The 25588-nt window shown below is 38.1% G+C and carries 17 protein-coding genes and 1 pseudogene; 4 read left to right on the top strand and 14 right to left on the bottom strand.

Annotation, left to right across the window (positions count from 1 at the left end; translation table 11 throughout):
* Nucleotides 1–41 precede the first annotated feature (41 nt).
* From nifJ to tkt, 5 genes and pseudogenes are all read right to left on the bottom strand, one after another.
* On the bottom strand, nucleotides 42–3620 hold the full coding sequence (nifJ, locus tag QJV33_RS06060) for a pyruvate:ferredoxin (flavodoxin) oxidoreductase (protein WP_281462476.1): 3579 nt from the start codon (nucleotides 3618–3620) through the stop codon (nucleotides 42–44).
* 19 nt (nucleotides 3621–3639) lie between these two features.
* Complete coding sequence (locus tag QJV33_RS06055; protein WP_281462475.1) at nucleotides 3640–5271, bottom strand: NAD(P)-binding protein; 1632 nt, start codon at nucleotides 5269–5271, stop codon at nucleotides 3640–3642.
* A 384-nt stretch (nucleotides 5272–5655) separates the two neighbouring features.
* A complete protein-coding gene (gene gnd, locus QJV33_RS06050; RefSeq protein WP_281462474.1) occupies nucleotides 5656–6639 on the bottom strand; it encodes a phosphogluconate dehydrogenase (NAD(+)-dependent, decarboxylating) in 984 nt (327 codons plus the stop codon).
* A gap of 76 nt (nucleotides 6640–6715) precedes the next feature.
* A pseudogene (locus tag QJV33_RS06045) lies at nucleotides 6716–9578 on the bottom strand (bifunctional transaldolase/phosoglucose isomerase).
* A 122-nt stretch (nucleotides 9579–9700) separates the two neighbouring features.
* Nucleotides 9701–11764, bottom strand: coding sequence for a transketolase (gene tkt / locus QJV33_RS06040; protein WP_281462473.1), 2064 nt, complete (start codon nucleotides 11762–11764; stop codon nucleotides 9701–9703).
* Nucleotides 11765–12618: 854 nt separating this feature from the next.
* Between tkt and QJV33_RS06035 the strand changes: the two genes are divergently transcribed.
* Together QJV33_RS06035 and hisC are read left to right on the top strand one after the other, a co-directional pair.
* Nucleotides 12619–13131, top strand: coding sequence for an ankyrin repeat domain-containing protein (locus tag QJV33_RS06035; protein WP_281462472.1), 513 nt, complete (start codon nucleotides 12619–12621; stop codon nucleotides 13129–13131).
* A gap of 33 nt (nucleotides 13132–13164) precedes the next feature.
* Nucleotides 13165–14238, top strand: coding sequence for a histidinol-phosphate transaminase (gene hisC / locus QJV33_RS06030; protein WP_281462471.1), 1074 nt, complete (start codon nucleotides 13165–13167; stop codon nucleotides 14236–14238).
* 48 nt (nucleotides 14239–14286) lie between these two features.
* Here the strand turns inward: hisC and QJV33_RS06025 are convergent, their stop codons facing one another.
* From QJV33_RS06025 to QJV33_RS06010, 4 genes are all read right to left on the bottom strand, one after another.
* On the bottom strand, nucleotides 14287–15663 hold the full coding sequence (locus QJV33_RS06025) for a 4Fe-4S binding protein (RefSeq protein WP_281462470.1): 1377 nt from the start codon (nucleotides 15661–15663) through the stop codon (nucleotides 14287–14289).
* Between the two features lie 19 nt (nucleotides 15664–15682).
* Complete coding sequence (locus QJV33_RS06020; protein ID WP_281462469.1) at nucleotides 15683–16522, bottom strand: FTR1 family iron permease; 840 nt, start codon at nucleotides 16520–16522, stop codon at nucleotides 15683–15685.
* A gap of 11 nt (nucleotides 16523–16533) precedes the next feature.
* Nucleotides 16534–16863 (bottom strand): cupredoxin domain-containing protein, encoded by a 330-nt coding sequence (locus QJV33_RS06015; RefSeq protein WP_281462468.1) that lies wholly within the window; start codon nucleotides 16861–16863, stop codon nucleotides 16534–16536.
* A gap of 186 nt (nucleotides 16864–17049) precedes the next feature.
* A complete protein-coding gene (locus QJV33_RS06010; protein ID WP_281462467.1) occupies nucleotides 17050–17586 on the bottom strand; it encodes an iron transporter in 537 nt (178 codons plus the stop codon).
* Nucleotides 17587–17853: 267 nt separating this feature from the next.
* Between QJV33_RS06010 and QJV33_RS06005 the strand changes: the two genes are divergently transcribed.
* Nucleotides 17854–19407, top strand: coding sequence for a carbohydrate porin (locus QJV33_RS06005; RefSeq protein WP_281462466.1), 1554 nt, complete (start codon nucleotides 17854–17856; stop codon nucleotides 19405–19407).
* A 378-nt stretch (nucleotides 19408–19785) separates the two neighbouring features.
* On the opposite strand, the gene dhaL is transcribed toward QJV33_RS06005, so the two are convergent.
* The 5 genes from dhaL to QJV33_RS05980 all read right to left on the bottom strand — a co-directional run bounded on the left by dhaL (nucleotide 19786) and on the right by QJV33_RS05980 (nucleotide 24724).
* Nucleotides 19786–20430, bottom strand: a complete 645-nt coding sequence (gene dhaL / locus QJV33_RS06000; protein ID WP_281462465.1) for a dihydroxyacetone kinase subunit DhaL — start codon at nucleotides 20428–20430, stop codon at nucleotides 19786–19788.
* Nucleotides 20431–20434: 4 nt separating this feature from the next.
* Nucleotides 20435–21442 (bottom strand): dihydroxyacetone kinase subunit DhaK, encoded by a 1008-nt coding sequence (locus QJV33_RS05995; RefSeq protein WP_281462464.1) that lies wholly within the window; start codon nucleotides 21440–21442, stop codon nucleotides 20435–20437.
* 38 nt (nucleotides 21443–21480) lie between these two features.
* Entirely contained in the window at nucleotides 21481–22236 is a 756-nt protein-coding gene (locus tag QJV33_RS05990) for an SDR family oxidoreductase (protein ID WP_281462463.1), read from the bottom strand.
* A gap of 33 nt (nucleotides 22237–22269) precedes the next feature.
* Nucleotides 22270–23544 carry an MFS transporter gene (locus QJV33_RS05985; RefSeq protein ID WP_281462462.1) on the bottom strand — a complete coding sequence of 425 codons (1275 nt, stop codon included), beginning with the start codon at nucleotides 23542–23544 and terminating at the stop codon, nucleotides 22270–22272.
* 61 nt (nucleotides 23545–23605) lie between these two features.
* Nucleotides 23606–24724, bottom strand: a complete 1119-nt coding sequence (locus QJV33_RS05980) for an MDR/zinc-dependent alcohol dehydrogenase-like family protein (protein WP_281462461.1) — start codon at nucleotides 24722–24724, stop codon at nucleotides 23606–23608.
* Nucleotides 24725–24992: 268 nt separating this feature from the next.
* Between QJV33_RS05980 and rpiB the strand changes: the two genes are divergently transcribed.
* Nucleotides 24993–25451, top strand: a complete 459-nt coding sequence (gene rpiB, locus QJV33_RS05975) for a ribose 5-phosphate isomerase B (protein ID WP_281462460.1) — start codon at nucleotides 24993–24995, stop codon at nucleotides 25449–25451.
* Nucleotides 25452–25588 lie beyond the last annotated feature (137 nt).

Raw genomic sequence — 25588 nt, 5'->3', positions numbered from 1 at the left:
CACTTTCATGGCAGGGTTCATCTTATCAAACTCTCATTGCATTAACGCGTTTTAAGCCCAAAGACGACGGGGTTCACTTCGCCACCTTCAATCCCTGCTAATGCTTCATATTGTTTATATTTACGCAATACGGCTTGTTGTGCCATATCCATCATTTCTTCTGCTTCATTTGGACGAACTCGTGCAAGATTACGATAACGAATTTCATTCCCTGCATATTGTTTTAATGGAATAGAGGGTTTAGGAGAATCTAATTGAAATGGATTTTTACCAATTTTACGCATCATTGGATCAAATCTAAACAAAGGCCAGTACCCTGAATCTGTGGCTAATCCTTGTTGTACCAATCCTTGACGCATATCCAATCCTTGACCAATACAATGACTATACGCAACAATCAAAGAGGGACCATCATAGGCTTCTGCTTGACGGAACACATCCAAAGTATGTTGTGGGCTAGCACCCATCGCAACCTGAGCCACATACACATTATCATAAGTCATTGCCATTAAAGCCAAATCCTTACGAACTGTTTCTTTACCCGAAGATGCGAACTTGGCAACAGAACCAAATGGAGATGCTTTAGAGGCTTGTCCACCTGTATTAGAATACATTTCGGTATCCATCACCAAAATATTGACATTTTGACCAGAGGCAAGAACATGATCCAAACCACCATATCCAATATCATAAGCCCAACCATCACCCCCAACAATCCAGATACTACGGCGAATAAAATGATCTGTTAAGGTTAATAAACGTTTAGCATTGACAGTATTAATCTGGGCTAATCTTGTTTTAAGCTCTCCTACACGTAAACGTTGTGCTCTAATTTCTGATTCATGAACCTGAGTAGATGTAAGAATAGCATTCACTAATTCTTCCCCAACATCCTCTTTCATTTTCAATAACAAATTAGAAGCAACTTCCAATTGCTTATCCGCAGCTACTCTAAAGCCTAATCCAAATTCCGCATTATCCTCATAAAGCGAATTAGACCAAGCTGGTCCTTTTCCCTCTTTATTCATCGCCCAAGGAGTTACAGGCATGTTTCCACCATAAATAGAGGAACACCCTGTTGCATTTGCGACTTGTAGACGATCACCAAATAACTGGGTTAATACTTTTAAATAAGGGGTTTCACCACATCCTGCACAAGCACCAGAGAACTCAAATAACGGTTCAAGGAACTGCACACCACGCACGTTAGAAAAATTAATCTTGCTGCGATCATTCACTGGAAGAGTATTAAAGAAGTCAAGATTCCGTTTTTCACGATCCAACAAAGTTTCCTTCGCTGTCATATTAATCGCTCTAACTTCAGGTTCTGTGGTACTACGTGCAGGACAAACGCTGACACATAAAGTACAGCCAGTGCAATCCTCTACATAAAACTGCAACGTAAAGTTTGTATTTGGATATCCACGTGCATTCACAGGGGCTGTTTTAAAGTCATCTGGCGCATTTTCCAGCTCTTTTTTATCATAGGTCTTTGCACGGATCACACTATGTGGGCAAACATATCCACATTGACCACATTGAATACATAAATCTTCACGCCATTCAGGCACAAAATCAGAAATATTACGTTTTTCATAAGCCGCTGTTCCAGAGGGGAATGTTCCATCCGCAGGCATTAAACTAACGGGTAAGCTTTCACCACGACCAGAAAACATTGGTACGATTACATCATGAATAAATTTAGGCGCATCGGCTGGCACTGGATTTTCCTGTGCTAAGTTACTGGATGCATATTCAGGAACCTTAACTTCAAACAAATGGTCACAAGCGGCATCAACTGCTTTGTAGTTCTTTTGAACAACCGCATCCCCCTTAGAAGAATATGTTTTGTGAATTGATTTTTTAATATAATCAATCGCTTCATCACGAGGTAACACGCCAGAAATTGCAAAGAAACAAGTTTGTAGAATGGTATTTGTACGCATTCCAAGACCAACTTCCTGAGCAACTTTAGAAGCATTAACTACAAAGAATTTTAGTTTCTTCTCAATAATACGTTGTTGGGTCAAACGTGGTAAATGTTGCCAAACCTCCTCTGCACTATAATGAGAGTTAAGCAAGAATGTTCCATTATCGGCAGCATGTTCCAAGATATCTTGACGATATAAGAAGTGGAATTGGTGACACCCAACAAAATCAGCTTGTTGTACTAGATAAGCTGCTTTGATAGGTTCATGACCAAAACGCAAATGAGAAACTGTTTGCGCACCCGCTTTACGAGAATCATACACAAAATATCCTTGGGCATATTGTCCGACATCTTCGGAAATAATTTTCACACTGTTTTTGTTCGCACCAACCGTACCATCTGATCCCAAGCCAAAGAACATTGCACGTTTTGTGTCTGTTTTTTCAATATTATATGCAGGATCATAATCAAGGCTGGTATGCGTTAAATCATCTTTAATCCCAACGGTAAAACCATGACGCGGCTTTTCAACTTTTAATTCATCATAAACCGCTTTAACCATCGCTGGTGTGAAATCTTTGGAAGACAACCCATAACGTCCACCAATAATCAATGGTAGATTCTCACGATGACCTCTTGCAACTGCCTCTGCTAATGTTGCAATCATATCTAAATATAAAGGCTCACCAATCGCACCAGATTCTTTGGTACGATCCATGACAGCAATTCTTTTGACTGTTTTCGGTAACGCTGCCAATACTTGTTGTGCTGGGAATGGTCGATAAAGACGTATTTTTAAAATACCAACAGATTCTCCTTCTTCACGCAATTTTGCAACGGTTTGTTCTGCTGTTTCCGCAGCTGAGCCCATTAATGCAACAACATATTCAGCATTTGGATCGCCGATATATTCTACCAAATCATAATGACGACCCGTTAATTTTTCAAAACGAGCCATATATTCTTCAACAATTTCAGCCGTTTTATTATAATAAGGATTAACGGCTTCACGTGCTTGAAAGAATGTATCTGGATTATGTGCTGTTCCACGAATAAAAGGATTTTCGGGGCTCAATGCACGTTCACGATGAGCCGCAACCAAATCGTCATCGATCATTTTCTCGATAATATCATCAGAAATCATATCAAGCGTATTTAATTCATGAGACGTTCTGAAACCATCAAAAAAATGAATAAACGGAACACGCGCTTTTAATGTCGCAGCATGCACAATCAACGATAAATCATGTGCTTCTTGCACAGAATCAGAACAAAGCAACGCAAAGCCCGTCATTCTAGCAGCCATTACGTCAGAATGATCGCCAAAGATCGATAACGCAGAAGTCGCAATAGAACGTGCAGCAACATGGAAAACAGTTGATGTCAACTCACCAGCAATTTTATACATATTTGGCAACATTAGCAACAATCCTTGAGACGCTGTAAATGTTGTTGTTAACGCACCAGATTGCAATGCTCCATGCACAGCCCCTGCAGCACCACCTTCACTTTGCATTTGTTGTACAAATGGGGTATTTCCCCAAATATTCTTCTTGCCTTTAGCAGCCCAATCATCAATATCTTCTGCCATCGGAGACGAAGGCGTAATTGGGAAAATAGCACAAACTTCATTGACACGATAAGCAATATGCGCAACCGCTGTATTGGCATCCATAATTGTTTTAGACATTTATATATTCTCCCTTACCTTACACCCGTTGCTCTGTAACCATATCAATGGCTTGACATGGACATGTTTCAAAACAAGCTGAACAGCCTGTGCAACGATCCATATTGACTTCGTACCCATTTCCTGGACCTAATTTTGTTAATGCTTGCTCTGGGCATGCTGCCAAACAGTTGTCACACTCATAACAATTTCCACAAGACAAGCATCGTTGTGCCTCGTAAACCGCTTCATCTTCAGAAAAACCAATCAAAGTTTCTTTAAATCCAATACGTTCATCAACTGGCAGTTCTTTTTGAATGGTCTGAGGTGTATTTGCCAATAAAGGTAAGTGTAAATCTTTATAGTAAGAAATAGGATTTTTATCAGGAATCTGGTATGCATTTGCACTGAGCCAACCATTAATAAATCTGGCTGCTTTTTTACCCAAACCAACCGCAGTGGTAACGCTGCGTGGTCCACGAATGGCATCCCCACCAGCAAAAATACCCTCGGCACCCGTCATCATATCTTTGCCAATAACAATCGTCCCATCTGAATTTAATTCAATTCCAGCGACCTTACTAAGAAAACTACTTTCTGGTCTTTGTCCCAATGCCATAATCACAGTATCCATTGGCATATCTTCAAATTCTTCGGTCGGCTCTGGGCGACCTGTATCGCCAACAACCATTTTCCTCAAAACAACTTTATTTTTTTCAATCGAAGCAATCGTGCTCATACATTTAAATTGGGTTCCTTCAGCATCAGCATCAACGATTTCAAAATCATGTGCTTCCATATGAGGGCGATCCCAAAAGAAAATGATCTTAACCGTCTTTGCACCCATACGAAATGCAGAGCGTGCTGCATCCATCGCGGTATTTCCAGCACCATAAACTAATACATTTGCGCCAACCTTAGGCTGATTTCCAGCACTGACATCATGTAAAAATTCAGCAGCTGATAAAACGTGAGATCCTTCTTGTGTGGGAATATCGATCAAAGACGGCTTGCCTGCACCAATCCCAAGAAATACAGCATCAAACTTACCATCTTTTCTTTCTTGCTCTAAATCTTCAACACGATGGTTACAAACAATCTTAACACCCATTTCAACAATGCGATCGATATCTTGTTTCAAAATATCACGTGGCAAACGATAGGCTGGAATACCGTATTGCATCATACCACCAGGAATGGAAAATGCTTCTCTGATTTCAACTTCATGCCCCATACGCCGCAAATGATACGCCGCAGACAACCCACCAGGACCCGCACCAATAATCAAAATCTTTTTGCTATTTTTATTATCTGCAACTGGAACTTTCCAACCACTGGCATTCGCCATATCACCCAGGAATCGTTCAACCGCGTGAATTGTAATTGAACCATCCAAATCCCCACGGTTACAGGAATCTTCACAAGGATGATAACAAGCACGTCCATGCACCGCAGGCATAGGGTTATTCATCAAAATATGCTCCCAAGCCTCTTGGAATTTACCCGCTTGTGCTAACGAAAGCCACCCTTGAATATCCTCACCTGCTGGACAAGCATGATTACAAGGAGGTAAATGGTGATTATAAACAGGTACTACCGTTCGAACGGGTCCAGCGAAATCCTTTTTCTCCATATTGATTTGGGGACTCATATCATGTTGTTTGATTGTCATACCATGACCTCCTCGTATGAATAGACATCATCTATGCCATATTCATTATTTTGTTTCTTGAATAATTAAATTAATTTTTTATAATTACGATAGTTATATCGAATAATTTTTTGATAGTTAAAATGAGAACATATGACTATTGGCTCATAAATTCTTTACCTTTTATCCTTAATAATATGCATAAGATTGCCATTTAACTGTCATTCTATAGTATAATATGTCAAAGAATATATAACAAATAAGTTACTTTTTTAAAAAAAAATACAAAAAAACATTAAAAATTATAAAATTATATTTTTAAAACAAAAAGAGAAATAAACGACATAAAAAAAAGCTTTAACCTTTACGATTAAAGCTTTTGTTTCAATAAAATTTATGAAAATTTTATTTCTTTTCTACGTGCCCACCGAAACCAAAGCGCATTGCTGATAACATTTTTTCAGCATAGGTATTTCCTGAACGTGAACGGAAACGTGTAAATAACGCTGCTGTAATAACAGGTGCAGGAACAGCTTCTTCAATTGCTGCTTCGATTGTCCAACGACCTTCGCCTGTGTCAGCAACGTCCCCTTGGAATTTAGAAAGGTCACCATCAACAGCCAATGCATCAGCACACAGATCCAATAACCATGAAGGGATCACACTACCACGACGCCATACTTCGGCAATATCAGCCATATTTAAATCAAAACGTTGATCTTCTGGTAAACGATCAGATCCTTTCATACGCATAATATCAAACCCTTCTGCATAGGCTTGCATCATTCCGTATTCAATACCGTTGTGAACCATTTTCACAAAGTGACCAGAACCTGCTGGACCGCAATGTAAATATCCTTTTTCCGCACGTGGGTTTAAATTAGAACCACGGTTTTTTGTGCGAGGAATATCACCAATTCCAGGTGCCAAAGATTCAAGAATTGGATCAATATGATCTACAGCTTCTTGGTTTCCACCATACATCATACAATAACCACGTTCTAGCCCCCAAACACCCCCAGAAGTCCCAACATCAACGTAATGGATACCTTTTGCATGTAAGATTTTTGCACGACGAACATCGTCTTTGTAACAAGTGTTACCACCATCAATAACGATATCCCCCTTGCTGAGCATATTCCCAAGCGTTTCAATCGCTCTCTCAGTCACATCACCAGAAGGTAACATCACCCAAATAATTTTAGGAGAAGGAAGTGCTGCAACCAATTCTTCTAAATTATCAACAACACTGCTTTTAGGTGCTTCAGCATGAATTTTATCACTGACTGCACGCGTACGGTTTAATAAAACAACTTCATGACCATGACGAGCCAAACGAACAGCCATATTGCCACCCATTCTGCCTAAACCATACATACCTAATTTCATAATAATTTCCTTTAAATTAATATCATAAAATGACGGTGCCTTGTGGCTTCTTCTACAAGACACTGTCTGTTTTAGACTACAAAGCGCTTAAAATAGTTTTACTCAAAGTTTCCAAGCCTGTTTTCATATCCCCTTTTACATGGATGCGAATAACTCTTCTATCACGTTCTGATAAAACATCAAAGTCACCACGAGCCTGAGCTTCTTTCACAATTCCAAATGTATATTTTTCAGCTGGAACAGGCAAGTCTTTGACATCATCAACCGTAATTTGTAAAAACACACCCGTTTTTGGTCCACCTTTATAAGCTTGACCCGTTGAGTGCAAGAAACGAGGACCAAATTCCGCAGCCGTCGCGACTTTTTTCTTATCACGAATAGCTAAACGTATTTTTTGAATCCAAGCACGGGTTGCAAGGTCACGTTCGATATAAGCCAATACGCCCACATAATCACCTGCTTGAACCTGAGAGAATACCTCCCTTAACGCCTCCGTTAAAGAAGAAGCATTTTTTAACTTTTCAACTTCAACCTTACCCGCATAGACTTCGAAATTACCATCACGAACCACAGGGGTAATTTCTGGTAATTTTCCATGATTGTTATAAGCATTGGTAATTTTTTTGGTTTCAACTTTGCTGGCTTCAACATCAGGTTGATCGAATGGATCAATACCAATGAAAGAGCCTGCTACTGCGGTTGCGAACTCAGTTTGAAAGAACACTTGTGTGATTTGATGTTTGTCTTGCAAATTCAAGGTAACCACTGGATGACCAGCTGCTTTAAGGGCTTCTAGTGCTTTATCTTGAGTTGCATCAACATTGCCATTCAAACGCAAATAAACAAACAAACGATCTTTTCCATAATGATCTGGCGTTGTCAAAGTTTCTTCGTCAATAGGAATAATGCCCTTGCCGATCTTGCCTGTTGATTCAGCAAGCAATTGTTCCAACCAAGCACCCAAAGAGTTAATGGCAGGAGAAGCAATAATCGTGAATTTATCTTTGTTAAATCGCGCAACCGCAGTTCCCCAAATGGTGCCCAACTGAAGACCAAGATTATTCGCTACAGAAGTCTCTGCGGCACATGCTTTTTGCATTTTATGAGCAGATTCTAACAAAGCTCTTAATGGAAGACCGGCTGCGGCTGCGGGGATAATACCAAAGTTTGATAATACAGAATATCGTCCGCCAATATCTTTCTTACCATAAAAGATTTTCCAAAAACCATCTTGCTTGGCAACATCTTCCATATGAGACCCAGGATCAGTTACTGTTACAAAGTGACTTCCAACCGTGTCTCCAACAACCTTTTTGGCTTCGTTATAAAAATAAGCCTTGAGAATATTTGGCTCTAACGTTCCACCTGATTTAGAAGAAACGATAAATAACGTTTTCCCTAAATCAACTTTTTGTTGAAACGTAAAGACTTGCTGTGGGTCAGTACTATCCAACACATGTAAGGTTGGAAAACCAGCTTGATGTCCAAATACTTCACCTAAAACTTCTGGTCCAAGGCTAGAACCACCCATTCCCAACAATAAAATATCCGTAAAGCCTCTGGCTTTCACTTCATTTTGAAACGCTTCAAGAGCTGCAAGATCGCCGATTTGTTCATCAACAATATCCAACCAACCTAGCCACTTGCTTTCATCTTTACCCGTCCAAACAGATGCATCACGTGCCCAGAGTTTTCTGACTTTACCATCTTTATCCCAAGCATTTAAACCTTCTTGCACTGCTTTTTCATGCTCTGCAGGCAGTGCAGATTGCATTTGAATTAATTGTTCACCCTGCATTGAATTATTTCCCACTTTTTAAAGTTTCTAATTTTTCTTTAACAGAACCTAATAATTGGTCAAACGCAGTGGCAAATTGAGCAACACCATCGGCTAATAATTTATCTGTAACGCCTGCTAGATCTAAATTCAATCGTTGAGCTTCTGATAATATTTTCTTAGCACCTTCAATATCTTTATCTAAGGTCTGAGAAGCGGTTCCATGATCGCGAAAAGCGTCCATTGTTGCAGGAGGAATTGTATTCACTGTATCTTGACCAATCAACCCGTCAACATAAATCGTATCAGGGAAAGATTTATCTTTACACCCTGTGCTTGCCCATAACAAACGTTGAGGATGCGCACCAGCAGCAGCCAGCTTTTTCCAACGATCGCTTTTCATCACTTCAAGATAATATTGATATGCCATTTTTGCATTTGCAAGCGCAACCTTACCACGAACAGCTTTTAATGCTGCACTTTCTTTATCACCCGCTGCAACACGCGTATCAATTTCTTTATCAATCGCTGTATCAATACGGCTTACAAAGAAAGAAGCAACACTGGCAATATGACCAATATGATGTCCTTTGGCTAAATGTTTTTCCAAACCAGAAATATAGGCTTCCAAAACATTTTTATATGCTTCCAAAGAGAATAATAGCGTTACATTCACATTAATCCCTTCAGAAATAGCAGTTTCAATCGCAGGAATACATGGGGCTGTTGCTGGAATCTTAATCATCAGATTTTTTTCTGCAACTTGTTTCCATAAACGGCGTGCTTCCTCAATGGTTTTTTGACCATCCATCGCAATATAAGGGGAAACTTCAAGACTTACATATCCATCCACGCCTTTGGTTTTTTCCCATACAGGAAACATCACCTTACATGTATTACGGATATCTTCAATCGCTGCGGTTTCATATAATGTTGAAACATCCGTTACCCCTGATGCAATCAATTCTTTGAATTGAGGATCATATTCAGTTCCATGACCCATGGCTTTTTCAAAAATTGCAGGATTAGAAGTCACCCCTTTAAGGTTATCTTCATCAACCAGCTTTTTAAGACTGCCATTCGCTGTAAAAGAACGTTGGATAAAATCCAACCAAGGAGATTGTCCATATTTTTCAAGTTGAACAAGAGGATTCTCAGCCATTTGATGTTTTTCCTTCTAAAATTAATTTATATAAAAACAAATTATGTACTATTGATATAATATTACAAATAATAAAGCCCTCTTTTACGCTATTGTAAAGAAGGCTTTATTGAGTTTAAACTTTATTTTTTAAGCTGCTCTTTTGCTGCAGCCAACACATTTTCTAGTGTAAAACCAAAATGCTCCCGTAATTTATCATAAGGTGCAGATGCCCCAAAACTACGCATTGCAATAATCGTTCCTGTTGGACCTGCGTAACGATCCCAACCAATTGGGGATCCTTGCTCAATAGCAACACGACCAGTGATATGTGGAGGCAACACTTCATCACGATAAGATTGTGGTTGCTCCTCAAAAATTTCCCATGAAGGCATTGAAACTACACGAGCCTTTTGCCCCTCTTTAATCAATACTTCATAGGCTTCCATCGCCAAGCCAACTTCACTACCAGAAGCAATTAAGATGACTTCAGGCAGTTCACCACAACATGCAACAATATATCCACCCTTGCGTAAACCAGCAGCAGAATTATATTTTGAACGATCAATGGTTGGAAGATTTTGACGACTTAATGCCAAAATTGTTGGATGAGAAGCACTTTCCAACGTCATTTTCCATGCTTCGACAACTTCATTAGCATCTGCTGGACGAATCATACGAATTCCAGGTGTTGCACGGAAATGTACCAATTGTTCAATCGGTTGATGGGTTGGACCATCTTCACCCACACCGATACTGTCATGCGTAAAGATATAAACAACTGGCAACTGCATCAAAGAAGCCAAGCGAATTGGGTTTTTCATATAATCAGAGAAAATAAAGAACCCAGCCGCATAAGTTCTAAGACCACTTAATGCAATCCCATTGGCAACCGCGCCCATTGCATGTTCACGAACACCATAGTGAATATTACGCCCACCAAAAGTACCATTACCTTCTGGATAATTTGGACTTTGGAACACACCTGCATCTGCGAATTCTAACCAACTTTTGTTAGAAGGAGCAAGGTCAGCAGATCCACCAACCATCCAAGGAATATTTTTCGCAATTGCGTTTAATACTTTTCCTGAGCTTGCGCGAGAAGCAATACCCTTTGGATCCGCAGCAAAAATTGGAATATCCTTGTCCCACCCTTTTGGAAGACGATGATGAATAATATCTTCAACTTCTTGAGCAAGCTCTGGATGTTTTGTTTTATATTCAGCAAACAACGCATTCCATTTTTTACTTGCTTCTGCACCACGTTTACCAATCCCAGCTGCAAAATGCTCTTTGACACCATCTGGAACATAGAATGTTTTGTCTTCAGGCATCCCATACACTTTTTTGGTTGCCTTTACTTCATCAGGACCCAAAGGTTCACCATGAACACCATGTGTTCCAGCTTTGTTAGGGGAACCATATCCAATAATGCTATCAAGGATAATCAAACTTGGCGCATCAGATGCTTGACGTGCTTCGTTTAATTTTACTTGGAAATCTGCAATATTATTTGCATCTTTTACTTCGTGGATATGCCATCCTTGGGCTTTGAAACGTTTTGCAACATCATCGGTAAAGGCAATATTAATATTGCCTTCGATAGAAATACGATTACGGTCATATACCCAGACCAAATTTCCTAGTTTTAAATGACCCGCAATAGAAGCCGCCTCATAAGAAATGCCTTCCATTAAATCGCCATCACCACAGAATGTATATACGTGATAGTCAAACAAAGGAAAACCTTGTTGATTATATCTTGTGGATAACCATTTCTGAGCAATTGCCATACCCACAGAAGTTGCCAACCCTTGACCCAAAGGACCTGTTGTTGTTTCAACACCTGTTGTGTGACGATATTCTGGATGACCAGGAGTTTTTGAATTAAACTGTCTGAATTGTTCTAAATCTTGCAGGGTCAACGCTGGTTTTTGTTCAACTTTACCATCATGAGTAACGTTATGAATTCCAGCTAAATGAATCATTGAATATAATAAAGCCGATGCATGACCACCAGAAAGCACGAAACGATCACGTGCAGGCCATAATGGGTTTGCTGGGTCATAATTTAACGCATTATTCCACAACGCATAAGCTGCTGGTGCCAAACCCATTGGGGTTCCAGGATGTCCTGAGTTCGCAGCCTGTACTTGGTCAATGGCTAAACCACGAATAGTATTAATACAAAGCTCATCAATATTCATTCAAATATCTCCTAAAAAGTCTTTTATCCCAACTTGAATCCTAGGATACTTAACATATGATCTTAATACTCATTAAAAAAAAGAAAACAAAAATCTTGATAAAATCAAATTACCCATTTTAAACTTATCAAAAAATGCAAGTATTCATTCTAATAAAAGCTATTAATCGTTTTCACGTGTCATTATTAACACAAAATTATGTTAAAAACTACAAAAATCATTCATTTTCAATATAAGAGAAATCATTGTATTACGATAACGTTATATATAAAAACAATCAATCATCAACCAACTATTTTTTCAACTATACCAACAAAAACAATGACTATTATTATTCCCGCGACAAGAATAGTTTCCTCAAACATAGCACACAGAAAATAGCTACGATCGACAAGCAAATCCCCTTACATCGACCGTGTAAGCGTACGATAAAAAGACAAAGCAATTGCGCCGATTAAATCCGAAAAACTATACCAAAAAGCATACCCAGATAAAAGTGATTGTTTGCGTAAAGAATATAAACCATTTCAATAATAACCTTACTCCTCATCGACAAACTGATTAAAAAAACTATTAGGTTTATATTTCTCTTGCGAGCAAAAAATCACATAACAAATATACAATCTCAGTATAGAACAAATTTAATAAATACACAAAAACCATATAAAGCTTCCTATAATCAATTGAAATATCTAGGAAAGTTTGAATTTTAGCAATGAAATACTTTATTTTGTGGACTTGTGACAGTGATAAAAACATTAAAATTATAAAGGATTACTTTCCTTTTTACTCGATCACGATAAAATGCAATAAATCATTCTACCATTCAGCGTAAATAGCCAAGGTAAGTCATCATGTCTGATTCAACACCAAAACCTACTTTTACCCCTGAAGAAATCGAAGCCTTATATTTCAATGTCGCGCGCCAAGGGGACACAGAATTACTGGCTGAATTTATCAGAGCTGGCATGGACATCAATCACCAAAATCAGGAAGGGCATACCGCTCTAATCTTGGCTTGCTATCATAATCATCTTGAAGCTGTTGAACTCTTATTAGAAAAAGGCGCTGACCCCAACATTGTCGATAATAAAGGCGCCACTGCTTTGACTGGTGTTGCATTCAAAGGATATATTCCTATTGCAAAATTACTAGTCAACGCTGGTGCTAAAATTGATTCCGAAAATAATCTGAAACGCACGGCCTTGATGTTTGCAATCCTATTTGGACGAAATGACATGGCACAATTTCTAATAGAATCAGGCGCTAATCCACACCATACTGATGGTGAAGGCGTAACCCCTATTCAACTAGCAGAACGCCAAGGTGATGCAGAACTGATTAACTTATTAAAAAGTCAAAATTAATATTATTTAAAATTACTATTTCAGGAAGTCGTAATGAATAATCCATATTGGAGTCCCTTTGTGAATGATATTGTTCCCTATACGCCAGGGGAACAACCCAAAGTAACCAACCTTATTAAACTCAACACGAATGAAAATGCTTATGGTGTTTCGCCTAAAGTACTACAAGCCTTAAAAGATGCTGTTAATGACCATTTAAAATTATATCCAGATCCAACATCACAACAACTCTGTTCTGAACTTGCAAAATTGCATTCTGTTAACACGAATAATATCTTTGTTGGAAATGGTTCTGATGAAGTTCTCGGCTTTGCATTTTTTGCATTATTAAAACATGAAAAGCCCATTTTATTTCCTGATATTACCTATAGCTTTTATCCTGTTTATTGTAATTTATTTAATATCAATTACAAAATAATTCCTTTAACAGATGATTTTGAAATCAACCTTGCTGATTATGAAAAAGAAGATTGTGCTGGAATTGTTATTACCAATCCGAATGCACCAACAGGATTATTACTGAATCCACAACTCATCAAAAAATATCTTATCAAACACCCACAACAAGTGGTGATTGTTGATGAAGCCTATATTGATTTTGGTGGAGAATCTGTCGTTACTTTAATTAATCAATTTCCCAATTTATTAGTTGTCCGAACTTTTTCAAAATTCTATGGACTGGCGGGACTAAGAGTTGGCTATGCTGTTGGTAATGCAGAATTAATCGAAGGCATCAGACGCGTCAAGGACAGCTTTAACTCTTATCCTTTGGATAGATTAGCACAAATTGCAGCAACAACAGCCGTACAAGACATTCAATGGTCTATTAATAATGCTGATCGTATTATTGAAAATAGAGACTATTTAACCAAATCTCTACAAAATTTTGGATTTAAAGTATTAGATTCGAAATCGAACTTTCTTTTTGTTTCCCACCCCCAAATTGCTGGGGATGAACTTGCCTCTAAACTCAGAGAAAAGAATATTCTAATCCGTCACTTCAGCACCGCTCGAATCAAAGAATGGTTGCGTATTACGGTCGGAAACGAAGAAGAATGTAACAAGCTCATACAAGCAATTGGTAGTATTTATCCTATAGATAAATAATGAATTCATCACCATAAGACACTTTCGACTTGTTACAATCCCCTTGTGTCACCACCCCATAAACATTAACCACCATGCCCCAACAATCGGCACCAAAGACAAAGCGAACAAACCAAATGAGATTATGAATTTATAAAAAATATCTGTAGATTTTCTGAGGATATTATACCCTAAATATAAGCTCCACAGACTGAAAAACGCTAGTATGGTTACACGGGCATCCTTTAACCACCAGAAAACGATCCCATCATATTGTAACAATTTAACACTCGTAGCAGTCAGACCTAAAAACAGACCAGCCGCTGCTATGGGTATTAATGCTTGTGCGATATAGGAATAAAGATTAGGTCTGTATAAAAACTTAGCCAATGACTTATAAACACCTGTTAGTCCGAACCCATATAAAAGCCCCGAACCAAGAATATAGAACGTAACGCAAAACCCATCAAGCCAATTAAAACTATCATTATTCTCAGGATGATTGGTTAATATCCACCAAGGTGCCGTAGCATTCATTGGCCATAATATGTCATGATTAATTAACCAATTCGCCAAAAACTGTTTCGCTGTTACAAACCAAGGGGAAACAGTCCATGTAAATGCCCCAATGGCAACACCAATCATTCCAAACAATAAAAGGCGCGTTTCCCACAAATTATCTTTTTCATTGCCATAAGTAATAATTTCTTCATTAACAGACCTTGGCTGTAAGCTGACTGCATCCCTTAAACCAGCACAACGTCCACACATATGACACCCAGAAACACCGTGAAGTTGTCGGATATTAATCATTGGTGGGCAATGAGGATTACTTACAGAATTCCCGTGATATTCAGACCATTTTTTGGCATCACTTTTAAACGAAAACGGTGAAAGCCGTGAAAGCAGATTAAATACACCATTCACTGGACATAAATACCGACACCATACGCGATTTTCTCTGCCGTATAAATAACCAATAAGAATAGCAGCCACCGTTGATCCACCAAGAATTAATAATGCAGAATCTGCATAATCATACACGCTAATCAACTGCCCATATAATGTCGTTAAAATGAAAGCAATCGCGGGCCACGCCTTCCATTTAATCCAACGCGGTATCTTTTTATTTTTACCAAATTTTTTAGAAGTCCATTCACTAATAGCACCCTCTGGGCAGAAGACACCACACCATACACGCCCTATAACCAACATCGATAAAATAACAAATGGCCACCAAATGCCCCAAAAAACAAATTGAGCAAATAAAACAAGATTATTAAGTATATGTGCTTGTCTTGGAGGTAAATCCATAAAAGCGGGGATCACCAGCAATACAACATAAAAACCAACAATGATCCATTGAATGGTTTGTATAATCCCCTTATGACGCTGCATCGCAGCACCCAGTCGATATGTCGTTATTTTAAATAAAGAACTGATCATATAATGTAACTTAAACCTATTATTTTGTGCTTGGATTCTTCGTGAACGATATATTGCACAACAAGATCGCACATAACCAATAAAGTAATATTACAGATACTTGCATCAAAGAAGGCTCAGCATGATACCCTGTTAATCCTGTTAATGTACTATTATCTGGAACCAGCCAAGATGTACTCCATAACGCATTATCCATAAAATTAAAAAGCCATTCTGGCAAATCATAATCTGAAATTTGTGCTGCTGCTTTATCAAAAGCACTAATCATTAATCCTCCTCCGATCAGAAGTAATAAAAACTCACTAATCAAGAAGAACCATTTCCATGCAATGATCTTAGAGCATTTTTGTAAAAGCCAGAATGTCAACAGCGCAAGTAATAAACCAACCACACCCCCAAGTATAAATAAACCAATCGACGTTCCTTTTTGTTGAGCACCAATGCCAGCAAGGAAAACAACCGTTTCCGATCCTTCTCTTGCAACAGCCAACATGGCTAGAATCAGAATTCCAAAGCCTCCACCTGATTTGTGCAAACTTTCCGCAGCTTCTTGTTCAAGGTGTTTTTTCATACCACTGCCATGACGATGCATCCAAATCACCATTTGTAAAATTAACAATGATGCAACAAACATCATGATGGTAAAAAACCATTCCCCACCCGATCCTGCAAACCAACTACCTGCCACCCAAAAGGCAACCGCCAATAATCCTGCAAGCAATAAGCCCAGAGCCGTGCCAATCCAAAGCTGTTTAGTTAATAATAATAAATTTTCTCTTCGTAACCACGCATATAGAATACCAATAACCAGTAATGCTTCTACGCTTTCACGCCATACGATAAATAAGGGCGCACCCATAGTGAAAACTCCTATTTGGAAATGATATTAAACCCTTGCATATCCATATGAAATTCATCAATAAAATGATAAGTATTAGGTTTCAATGGATGAATTACAACAAATGACGTAACCCCTGCAGCCAAAACTTTTTCAACTCTTAATGATAAATTTTCAAATTCCGCTGGACCTTGACCAATATTTTTAATCGTAATTTTAAACCGTTGATCGGATGGAACCTCGATAGATTGTGGGGAAAAAACACCATCTTTAATTGTAATATCATAATTTGCAAGCGGTGTCGCAAATACTGGTATTGGTATAAACAAAAACAAAAACAAAATAGTCCGCAATTTTCTCATATCAAAACCTCTTAGGCTTACATGCAAACACTCAATAAAAATACTTATTTAAAAACAATAAAAATAACTCTGTAAAATTACGATTTTAAATGAGTTAACTTACACAAAAATTATCAGGATATTTGAAGTAACTTTTCATCTTTCCAATATCCTAACAACTTTTTTTAAACACAAAATAACAACTAATTAATATCCGCCTTTTTTACCTGTGCCAGCATAGGTAAAATCAAATTCCGTTACACATTGTTTAAACCATGGTGCAACCCCTGTTTCTTTATCAACATGTCTGCCGAACATTGATTCACGAGAAGGGGGTAAAATGGTTACTTTTAAATGATATTTTCCAGGTCCCATCATTTTGATATTTTCACCATAATGTGGACCATCATTTGCAACCATTGGATGCAAAATTCCTTTGGTAATTTTTGTATCATTCACTTTATTCAGCTCATAAGCAACTTGCAGATATGGCATCCAGCTGCCTTCTGGGAAACCATTTTTGTTGTCTGCGGTTGCATGAATATCTGTTTCAAGATGGATATCAGATTTAGATGCTGGCAGCATAACCCCTTCGGGATCCATTTCAATCGGTTGCAAATAGACCGCAGCGATCTCCATCCCTCCGCATGTTTGGGGTTTACCAATCGGATATTCAACCGCAAAAGCAGGACTTGAAAAAAGCAATGCACAGCCTGTTGCTAAAAGGGTTTTTTTAATACACATAAGGTATCTCCTTGTAAATTATTTATTTTTTAATGGAATCGACAATCGTATAAGTAACATTTCGCTATCTTAATTTAATATGCAAATGCAAATTACTTGCATCAATATGAAACAGATTTCTGAAAAATTCAACTGATAACTACATATAAATGCCACAGTTTTGATGTAGAATTATATATACCGTTATATCAAATTGACAAGTGTAAAATATTAATCTTAATTGTTAATAATAATTATCAATTTCATTTTTATATGAGATATCAGACAATGAAAAAACTCTTGAAATATCTTGCACATATCCCCTCATACTATAGAAAAAAACTAACTTCCATTTCTGTTTATGTGCCTCTATCCTTAATTATTTACACAAATCACGCCCATGCAGCCCGCTCTTCTGCTATTATTAGCCAAGACGCATCACCCTCAACAAATAATAGCAGTGCTAACCCTACAAAGAAAACACCGCCTCCCGCAAAAGTTCTAGATCAAAATACAGGGCAACATCCAGAAGATCAGGATATGTTGTTAAAAGATATGTGGGGCGTTCGCCCTTGGTTGGCACAATATGGAATCACGTTCACCGCTGTTGATATTAACGAAGTTTGGGGAAATCCATATGGTGGGACGAAACAAGGCGCCGCCTATGAAGGGATGACCACGCTTACCTTAAACTGGGATCCTGAAAAAGTTCTAGGAATAAAACATGGGGTATTTAATATCAGTGCTTTACAAATTAGAGGTCGCCAATTTACAGGTGAAAATCTAAGCGACTTAAATAATATCAGTGGTATTGAAGCCGATCGTTCCACAAGATTATGGGAGCTGTGGTACCAACAAGGATTTTGGGATGATAAATTTACAGTACGTATTGGTAAATTAAGTTTAGACCAAGAATTTAATATTAGTGATTACGCAACCATGTTTATCAACTCTTCTTTTGGTTGGTCAATGGTCAGCTCTGTTGATACCTATAGTGGTGGTGTTGACTATCCTTTGGCTGCCCCTGGCATTCGATTCGCATTTCAACCCAATGCTAATTGGACCAATTTATTTGCAGTCACCAATGATAATCCTAACGATGTTCCTTTTTGTAACCCATCAGGTGCCTTTACTTGCGATCCACAAGCAGCACACCTTTCTGGAACACATTTTAATTTTAACACAGGCGTATTCATTATCAATGAATTACAATATCATTTAAACCCTGCCCCTGATGATGCAAAAGATAAAACAGTATCTACTGGCTATCCAGGCACATACAGAATCGGTGCTTATTTTGACAGTGCAGGTTTTCCCGATCAACGATATAATGCACAAAGACTACCACTTGCCGATCCTAATAACGACCAAACCATGTGGAAACACCGACATAATTGGTCTGTATATGGCATTATCGATCAAATGATTTGGCGTAACAAAGATAAAACCCATTCCGTCGGTCTCTTTGGTCGCATCCAAACATCACCAGGCGATCGCAGTCCCGTTAATCTAGGGGGTGATGCAGGTATTGTTTATAAAGGTATTTTTAATAGAGAGGACGACTCTCTTGGGTTTGCGTGGGGATTTGGTAGTTTTGGAGATAGAGCCAGACAATATGATCGTGATTATCGTTACTTTAACAATGACCCCTCATGGCGCACCAGAAAAACAGAACATCACATAGAATTAGCATGGCAAATCCAAGCAACGCCTTGGTGGGAAATAAAACCCGATTTCCAATATATATTCAATCCTGGTGGAGGATTAAATTTAGAAGAGGGCTATCATAAACGCATACAAAATGAGGCTGTTTTTGGATTAAGATCAACAGTCAACTTCTAGGACTTTTTTAATACTGTTAATATCTTATTCACTAGCCAAGTGGAAATTATCCTTTTACATATCTTTATATTACTTTGTTTGATTTTCGCAAAAGTTAGTGAAACTTTATTTTCTATAATTCCTAAAAATAATGCATTGTGATGTCGCTTGCTTTACCATCATCAACTGTCATCATTCTATATTTCGCAAGATATTGCTTTAAAGGATTTTTGGGTAAAACTAAACCTCAACACTCCTTCAACTTATCTGCTAGACAAATAATATCTTAACCTATCACTATATCAATCATTTGTAAGAGGATATCCTTTATTATAAACAAAAAACCGTGCTTTTTTGGCAAAAGCACGGTTTTAAAATTAAGCCAATAGATAAAAAGAATTAATTCATTTTTGCCTCAAGGCTATCTGCTAATTGAGTTACCAATAAACAACAAGAAGTCGCACCAGCATCTAACACACCTTTTGAACGTTCGCCAAGGCGGCTTGCACGACCAATTTTAGCCACTAAATCTTTGGTCGAATCTCGCCCTTTTGCAGCAGCATCTTTCATAATATTTAATGCTTCTTTAAAAGTTTTCTCTTCTTTAACAGCTTGTGCAAAACTTTCAACGGCTGGAAATAAAGTATCTACCAAACATTTGTCACCTTTTTGAGCCGGGCTAATATCTTGCAGTTCGCTCATCCCATTTGCCAACATGGCTTGCACATCTTCTTTGGTCAGCTCTGTTTTACCTTGAACGCTGTCTGACCAACCTGTGAAAATGCAACCATATAATGGTCCCATAGAACCACCAATGCCTTCCATTAAAGAATCACTAAGTTCAGCCAAAGCCTCAGATAGGGTTAATTGTTTACCATCAATGCGGGTTTTACAAATATTAAACCCTTTGGCCATATTAATACCGTGATCTCCGTCCCCAATAGCACCATCGATTTCACTTAAGTAGTCCCGATTGCTAACGATTACATTGATTAAATCATCAACGATATCAACACCATTTTTAATAACAATAACTTCAGACATTTTATTAACCTTGAACCATACCAAGAGAATGAACGGGAGCATCAACAAGTTTTTTCAACTCGTCATCTAATTTCATCATAGAAAGAGTAACACCCATCATTTCAAGAGAGGTAAAATAGTTACCCACGTAGCTACGATGAACCTTAACGCCTTTTTCTTTTAAAATGCGATCGACTTCTGCATAATAAATATAAAGCTCCATCGTAGGGGTTGCACCCAAACCAGAAACTAAAACAACAACTTCAGAACCAGATTCAAAAAGTCCTTCTTTTAAAATAGGTTCCAACATGGTTTCTGCCATTTCTTTGGCAGGTTGTAAAGGAACAACATTGATACCAGGCTCACCATGATGACCGATACCAACTTCCATCATCCCATTATCAATATTGAAATTAGGATGACCCACAGCTGGAATAATACAAGAACTTAGACCAACGCCAATAGAACGACAATTATCAATAGCTTTTTGAGCAACAGCAATAACACCATCCAGATCATAGCCAGCCGCTGCAGCTGCACCGCCCACTTTCCACATCAGGATTTCACCAGCAACACCACGACGTTTTTCTTTTTCATCAATCGGTGCAGAAGCAACATCATCATTAGCAACCACTGTTTTTACAGTAATACCCGCAGCAGCCGCTTTTTTAACCGCCATTTTGACATTCATATTGTCGCCAGCATAATTTCCATAAAGACAAGCAACACCTGCCCCACCGTCAGCAGCTTTCATCGCATCAAGAAAAGCACCTGCGGTTGGTGAAGAAAAAATCTCTCCAATAGCCACAGCATCAACCATGTTTTTACCAACATAGCCCAAGAACGCAGGCTCATGACCAGAACCACCACCTGTAACAATCCCAACTTTTCCTTGTTGTGGGATAGATGGATATTTCAATACTCTCTCATGATCTGTTTTTGCAAAAAGCTCTGGATGAGCTGCTACATATCCTTCAATTGCATCTTCAACAACAAGATTAGGATCATTAATAATTCTGTTTAATTTCATCATTCATTCACTTTGGCTTGATTAACAAATATGTGATTATCTTACTGAATTGTAAAACCACCATCAATAACTAAATTTGCACCATTAATAATGGATGCTTCACTACTTGCTAAATAAACAGCAGCAGCAGCAATTTGTTCAGGTTCGGCAAAGCGGCGTGATGGAATTTTTGCTTTAAATTCATCACCCACAGCACCAGCCCATACGGTTTTACCCATTGCCGTTAATACAACAGTCGGAGAAATCGAATTCACATTAATATTAGAAGGCCCCCATTCCAAAGCCAATACTTTGGTTAACCCAATAACCCCAGCTTTGCTGGCACAATAGGACAGGTGGTTTGGAAGGGCAACAACGCCTGCTTGAGACGCAAAATTGATAATTGAACCTTGTTTTTGTTTCAACATCACCTTACCGACAGCTTGGGAAACAAAAAATGTACCTTTTAAATTAATTGCAATCGTTGCATCCCAACCTTCTTCACTGACATCTTCAGCCGCATCTAATATTGCGACGCCAGCGCAATTCACCAAAATATCAATACGACCATAATGATCGACGACTCTTTTGATTGTTTGATCAATTTGATCTTTTTTAGTTACATCAAGTTGTAATCCAATCACATTGTCTGCACTTAATTCTTTGGCGATTTCTGCAATATTTTCTGCACGATCTAGTAATGCAACTTTGACATTTTTTTCCAAATATGCCTTGGCAATTTCATTGCCAATACCTGCACCACCACCCGTAATAACGGCAACTTTACCAGATAAATCAAACATTTCTTTTTGAGACATTATTTTATCCCTTACGATCAAATTATTAACAATTTACAAAGCTTCTTTAACTGCAACGCTTAACTCATGCTCAACACTATCTCCAGAAGGCTGTTTCACATTTACAAAAATCATTAATACAGCAGCGACCACATATAATGCTGTATAGATATAAATCACGCCACCACTGCCAATAGAAGAAATAAACAAGGTTACAATAAAATATCCAAAGAAATAACTCATCCCTGCGCCAAAATTAAGGATAGACATCGCTGCACCTTTGTCATTTGGAGCCAACATTGGCATAATTGCAGATAACGGAACAAACGCAGCAAGAAAACAACCATAAACACTGGCAATAATTGTAATTGTTAAAACTGATGCATGTGATGTTATCGCATAATAGAATAAGAATGTTGTAATCGCACAGCCAACACAACCAAACCACATCACAACATTACGCCAACCCAATCTGTCTGCGATAATACCCCACAACAAATTAAAGACAACATTGGTCATCCATAACCAGAAAACAACAGACAACCAAACAGCTTTGTCATAACTTTCAGCAATTAAAAGTGCTGGAATAAATACAGGAAAACCATAAGCAGCACTGGTATTAATTATACGAACAATACCGCCCATTGCAACTTTTGGTTTCTTGGCTAAAATTGTTAATCCATTAAGTAAATAAGAAAAAGATGCTTTTTCTGATTTTCGATTATTATTGCCAGAAGAATCACCGCCACTTAGAGCCAAAGCAATAATCGCACCCAATGTGACGAAAATTAATGCAGTCCATAATAGATGCAAATGCTGCATGTGAAAATAATTCAACATAATATCGGAATATTTAGTACCAATTACCGCAACACCGCCAGAATACATAAACCAAAAAATTCCAACTGCTGAGCCTAAACGTTCTGCGGGGGCTTCATAAGCAACCCACACCAAAAATCCATAAGCAAATAATGGATAAGCCAACCCGCGAACAGCATAAGTCGGAATTATCCAATATAAACTATTTGTAGGGATACCAAAGGTCAGAAAGAAGAATGAACCAATATAAAATAAAACCAGTCCTATGAACATAACGCGTCTGACACCAAAGATTTCTGCCAAAACGCCAGAAAACCATGATGAAATGGCAACCATCAGTCCATAGATTGTGTAAATCAGACCCGTTTGAGCCTCAGTCATACCATTATGCTGTAAATAGTCAGGTAACCAGTTAAGTTCTAAACCTTCACCAGCCATAAAAATCATCACCCCAAAATAACCCAGCATCAATTTTGGTGAAACAAAGATTTTATTTATTATATTGCCCATACACTCTTCCCTTATAAACAAAAGCCTAGCCATCCGCTAGGCTTTGTATCGGCCAAAATAGTTATTTTCTATTTGGATCCAAAACAATTTTCAAAGAACCAACACCTTTTTTCATTAACCCAAAGGCTTCTTGATAGTCCTCTAATGCAAACACGTGTGTTACAACGCCTTCTGTTGGGAAATCTCCATTTTGGATCCCTTTAATCGTCATTGGATAACAATATGGACCTAAATGAGATCCCAATACATCCAACTCTTTACGATCACTAATGATGCTCCAATCTACAGCCACAGGGTCTTTGAACACTGAAAATTCAACAAAACGACCCAATTTACGGATCATCGCCAATCCTTGTTCAACAGATTTACCAGCACCTGTTGCTTCAATATAAATATCGCAACCATAGCCTTCGGTCATATCTTTGATTTTTTGAACCACATCTTCCTTAGCTGGGTTCATCACAATATCCGCACCAAATTTTTTAGCCATAGCAAGGCGATCTTCGTTTAAATCAAGAACAACCAATTTGTCTGGACCAGATTTTTTAATTGCGCCAATCATCCCTAAACCAAGCGTACCTGCACCAGAAAGCACAACAACATCGCCCAATTTAACGCTTGCACGTTGCACAGCATGCATTGAACATGCGTATGGTTCGATCAATACAGCTTTTTCCATTGGCAAATCATCAGGAACATGGTGATTGATCCCTTCTTTTGGAAGTTTTATGTATTCAGCCATTGCACCATTGACGTTCTTTTGGAAACCATACAAATCGTGCTTTTCACACATCCAATATTCACCACGATTACAAAAGCGACAATCCCAACAAGGAACAATTTGCTCAGAGGTAATACGATCATTTAATTTAAAATCGCTAATCCCTTCACCATAAGCAACAACGTGACCAATAAATTCATGACCTGGAATCATTGGCGCTTTGATATAAGCAGGCTGTTTTTCATCGCCCCAAAAACTTGGTGCGCCTTCAAAAGATTTAATATCTCCTGCACAAATACCGCATGCTTCGACCTTGACTAAAATTTCATTTGGTCCAATTTCAGGAACAGGCACTTCCTCAAAACGATAATCGCCAGGCGCGTATGCAACAATCGCACGCATCGTTTTAGGAATATTATCTAATTTAGCAACTGGGCCAGTTTTAACTTCTGTCATCATGTTACTCTTTCTTGAACATTTTATAGGTTTAATTCTAGCCTGACATCATTTAACAATTTGGTTTTTTATACAAATAAAATACTTGTGATTTGACTTTGAAGATTATTAGAACAACAAGGGTAAATTAAGAAAAATTCTCGTTCTACAAGAACAATTATAGTGAAAAATTATATATTTTTTATATGTTATAATTGAACTCTTCGTGATATTTATTAAGAGCGAATTAAGAATTTTAATTAACAACAACTTTAAACCGTAGGAAAAAGTAATGTTACCTATTGCTATTGGCTGTGACGATGCAGCGGTTAATTTAAAAAATACACTTGTGGAATGGTTAGAATCCATCGGCATCAAAGTCGTTGATTACAGCACAGATGCCAATCGTGAATCCAATTTCTATCCTGATATTGCATGGTCTGTAGGTCAAGCAATCAGAGAAGGAAAACATGAACGCGGAATCTTAGTTTGTGGAACAGGCATTGGCATGGCAATTACTGCCAACAAAATCCCCGGAATTCGTGCAGCGCAATGTCATGATACATTTTCTGCTGAACGTGCCAGAAAAAGCAACGATGCACAAATCATCACTTTGGGTGAAAGAGTTATTGGACCAGAATTAGCAAAAACCGTTGTTAAAGCCTGGTTGGATTCTGAATTTTCTGGTGGTGGCTCAACACCTAAGGTAGAACGTATTTCTTATTATGAAAAGAAAGCTATTTCTTCCTAAGAATTGAGTGTTTGATATGAATGAAAAGCCATTCTTAACTATTTTTTAAGAATGGCTTTTCATTTACGACAGACACTTTGGTATAGAAAGAAAGTTGACAACGAATATCCTCACTATAAGACGCAATCTGATGATAA

The sequence above is a fragment of the Commensalibacter nepenthis genome (assembly GCF_029953305.1).
Classification (GTDB): domain Bacteria; phylum Pseudomonadota; class Alphaproteobacteria; order Acetobacterales; family Acetobacteraceae; genus Commensalibacter; species Commensalibacter nepenthis.
The sequence above is the reverse complement of the archived record's forward strand: the minus strand, read 5'-3'. Positions and strand labels throughout refer to the sequence as shown.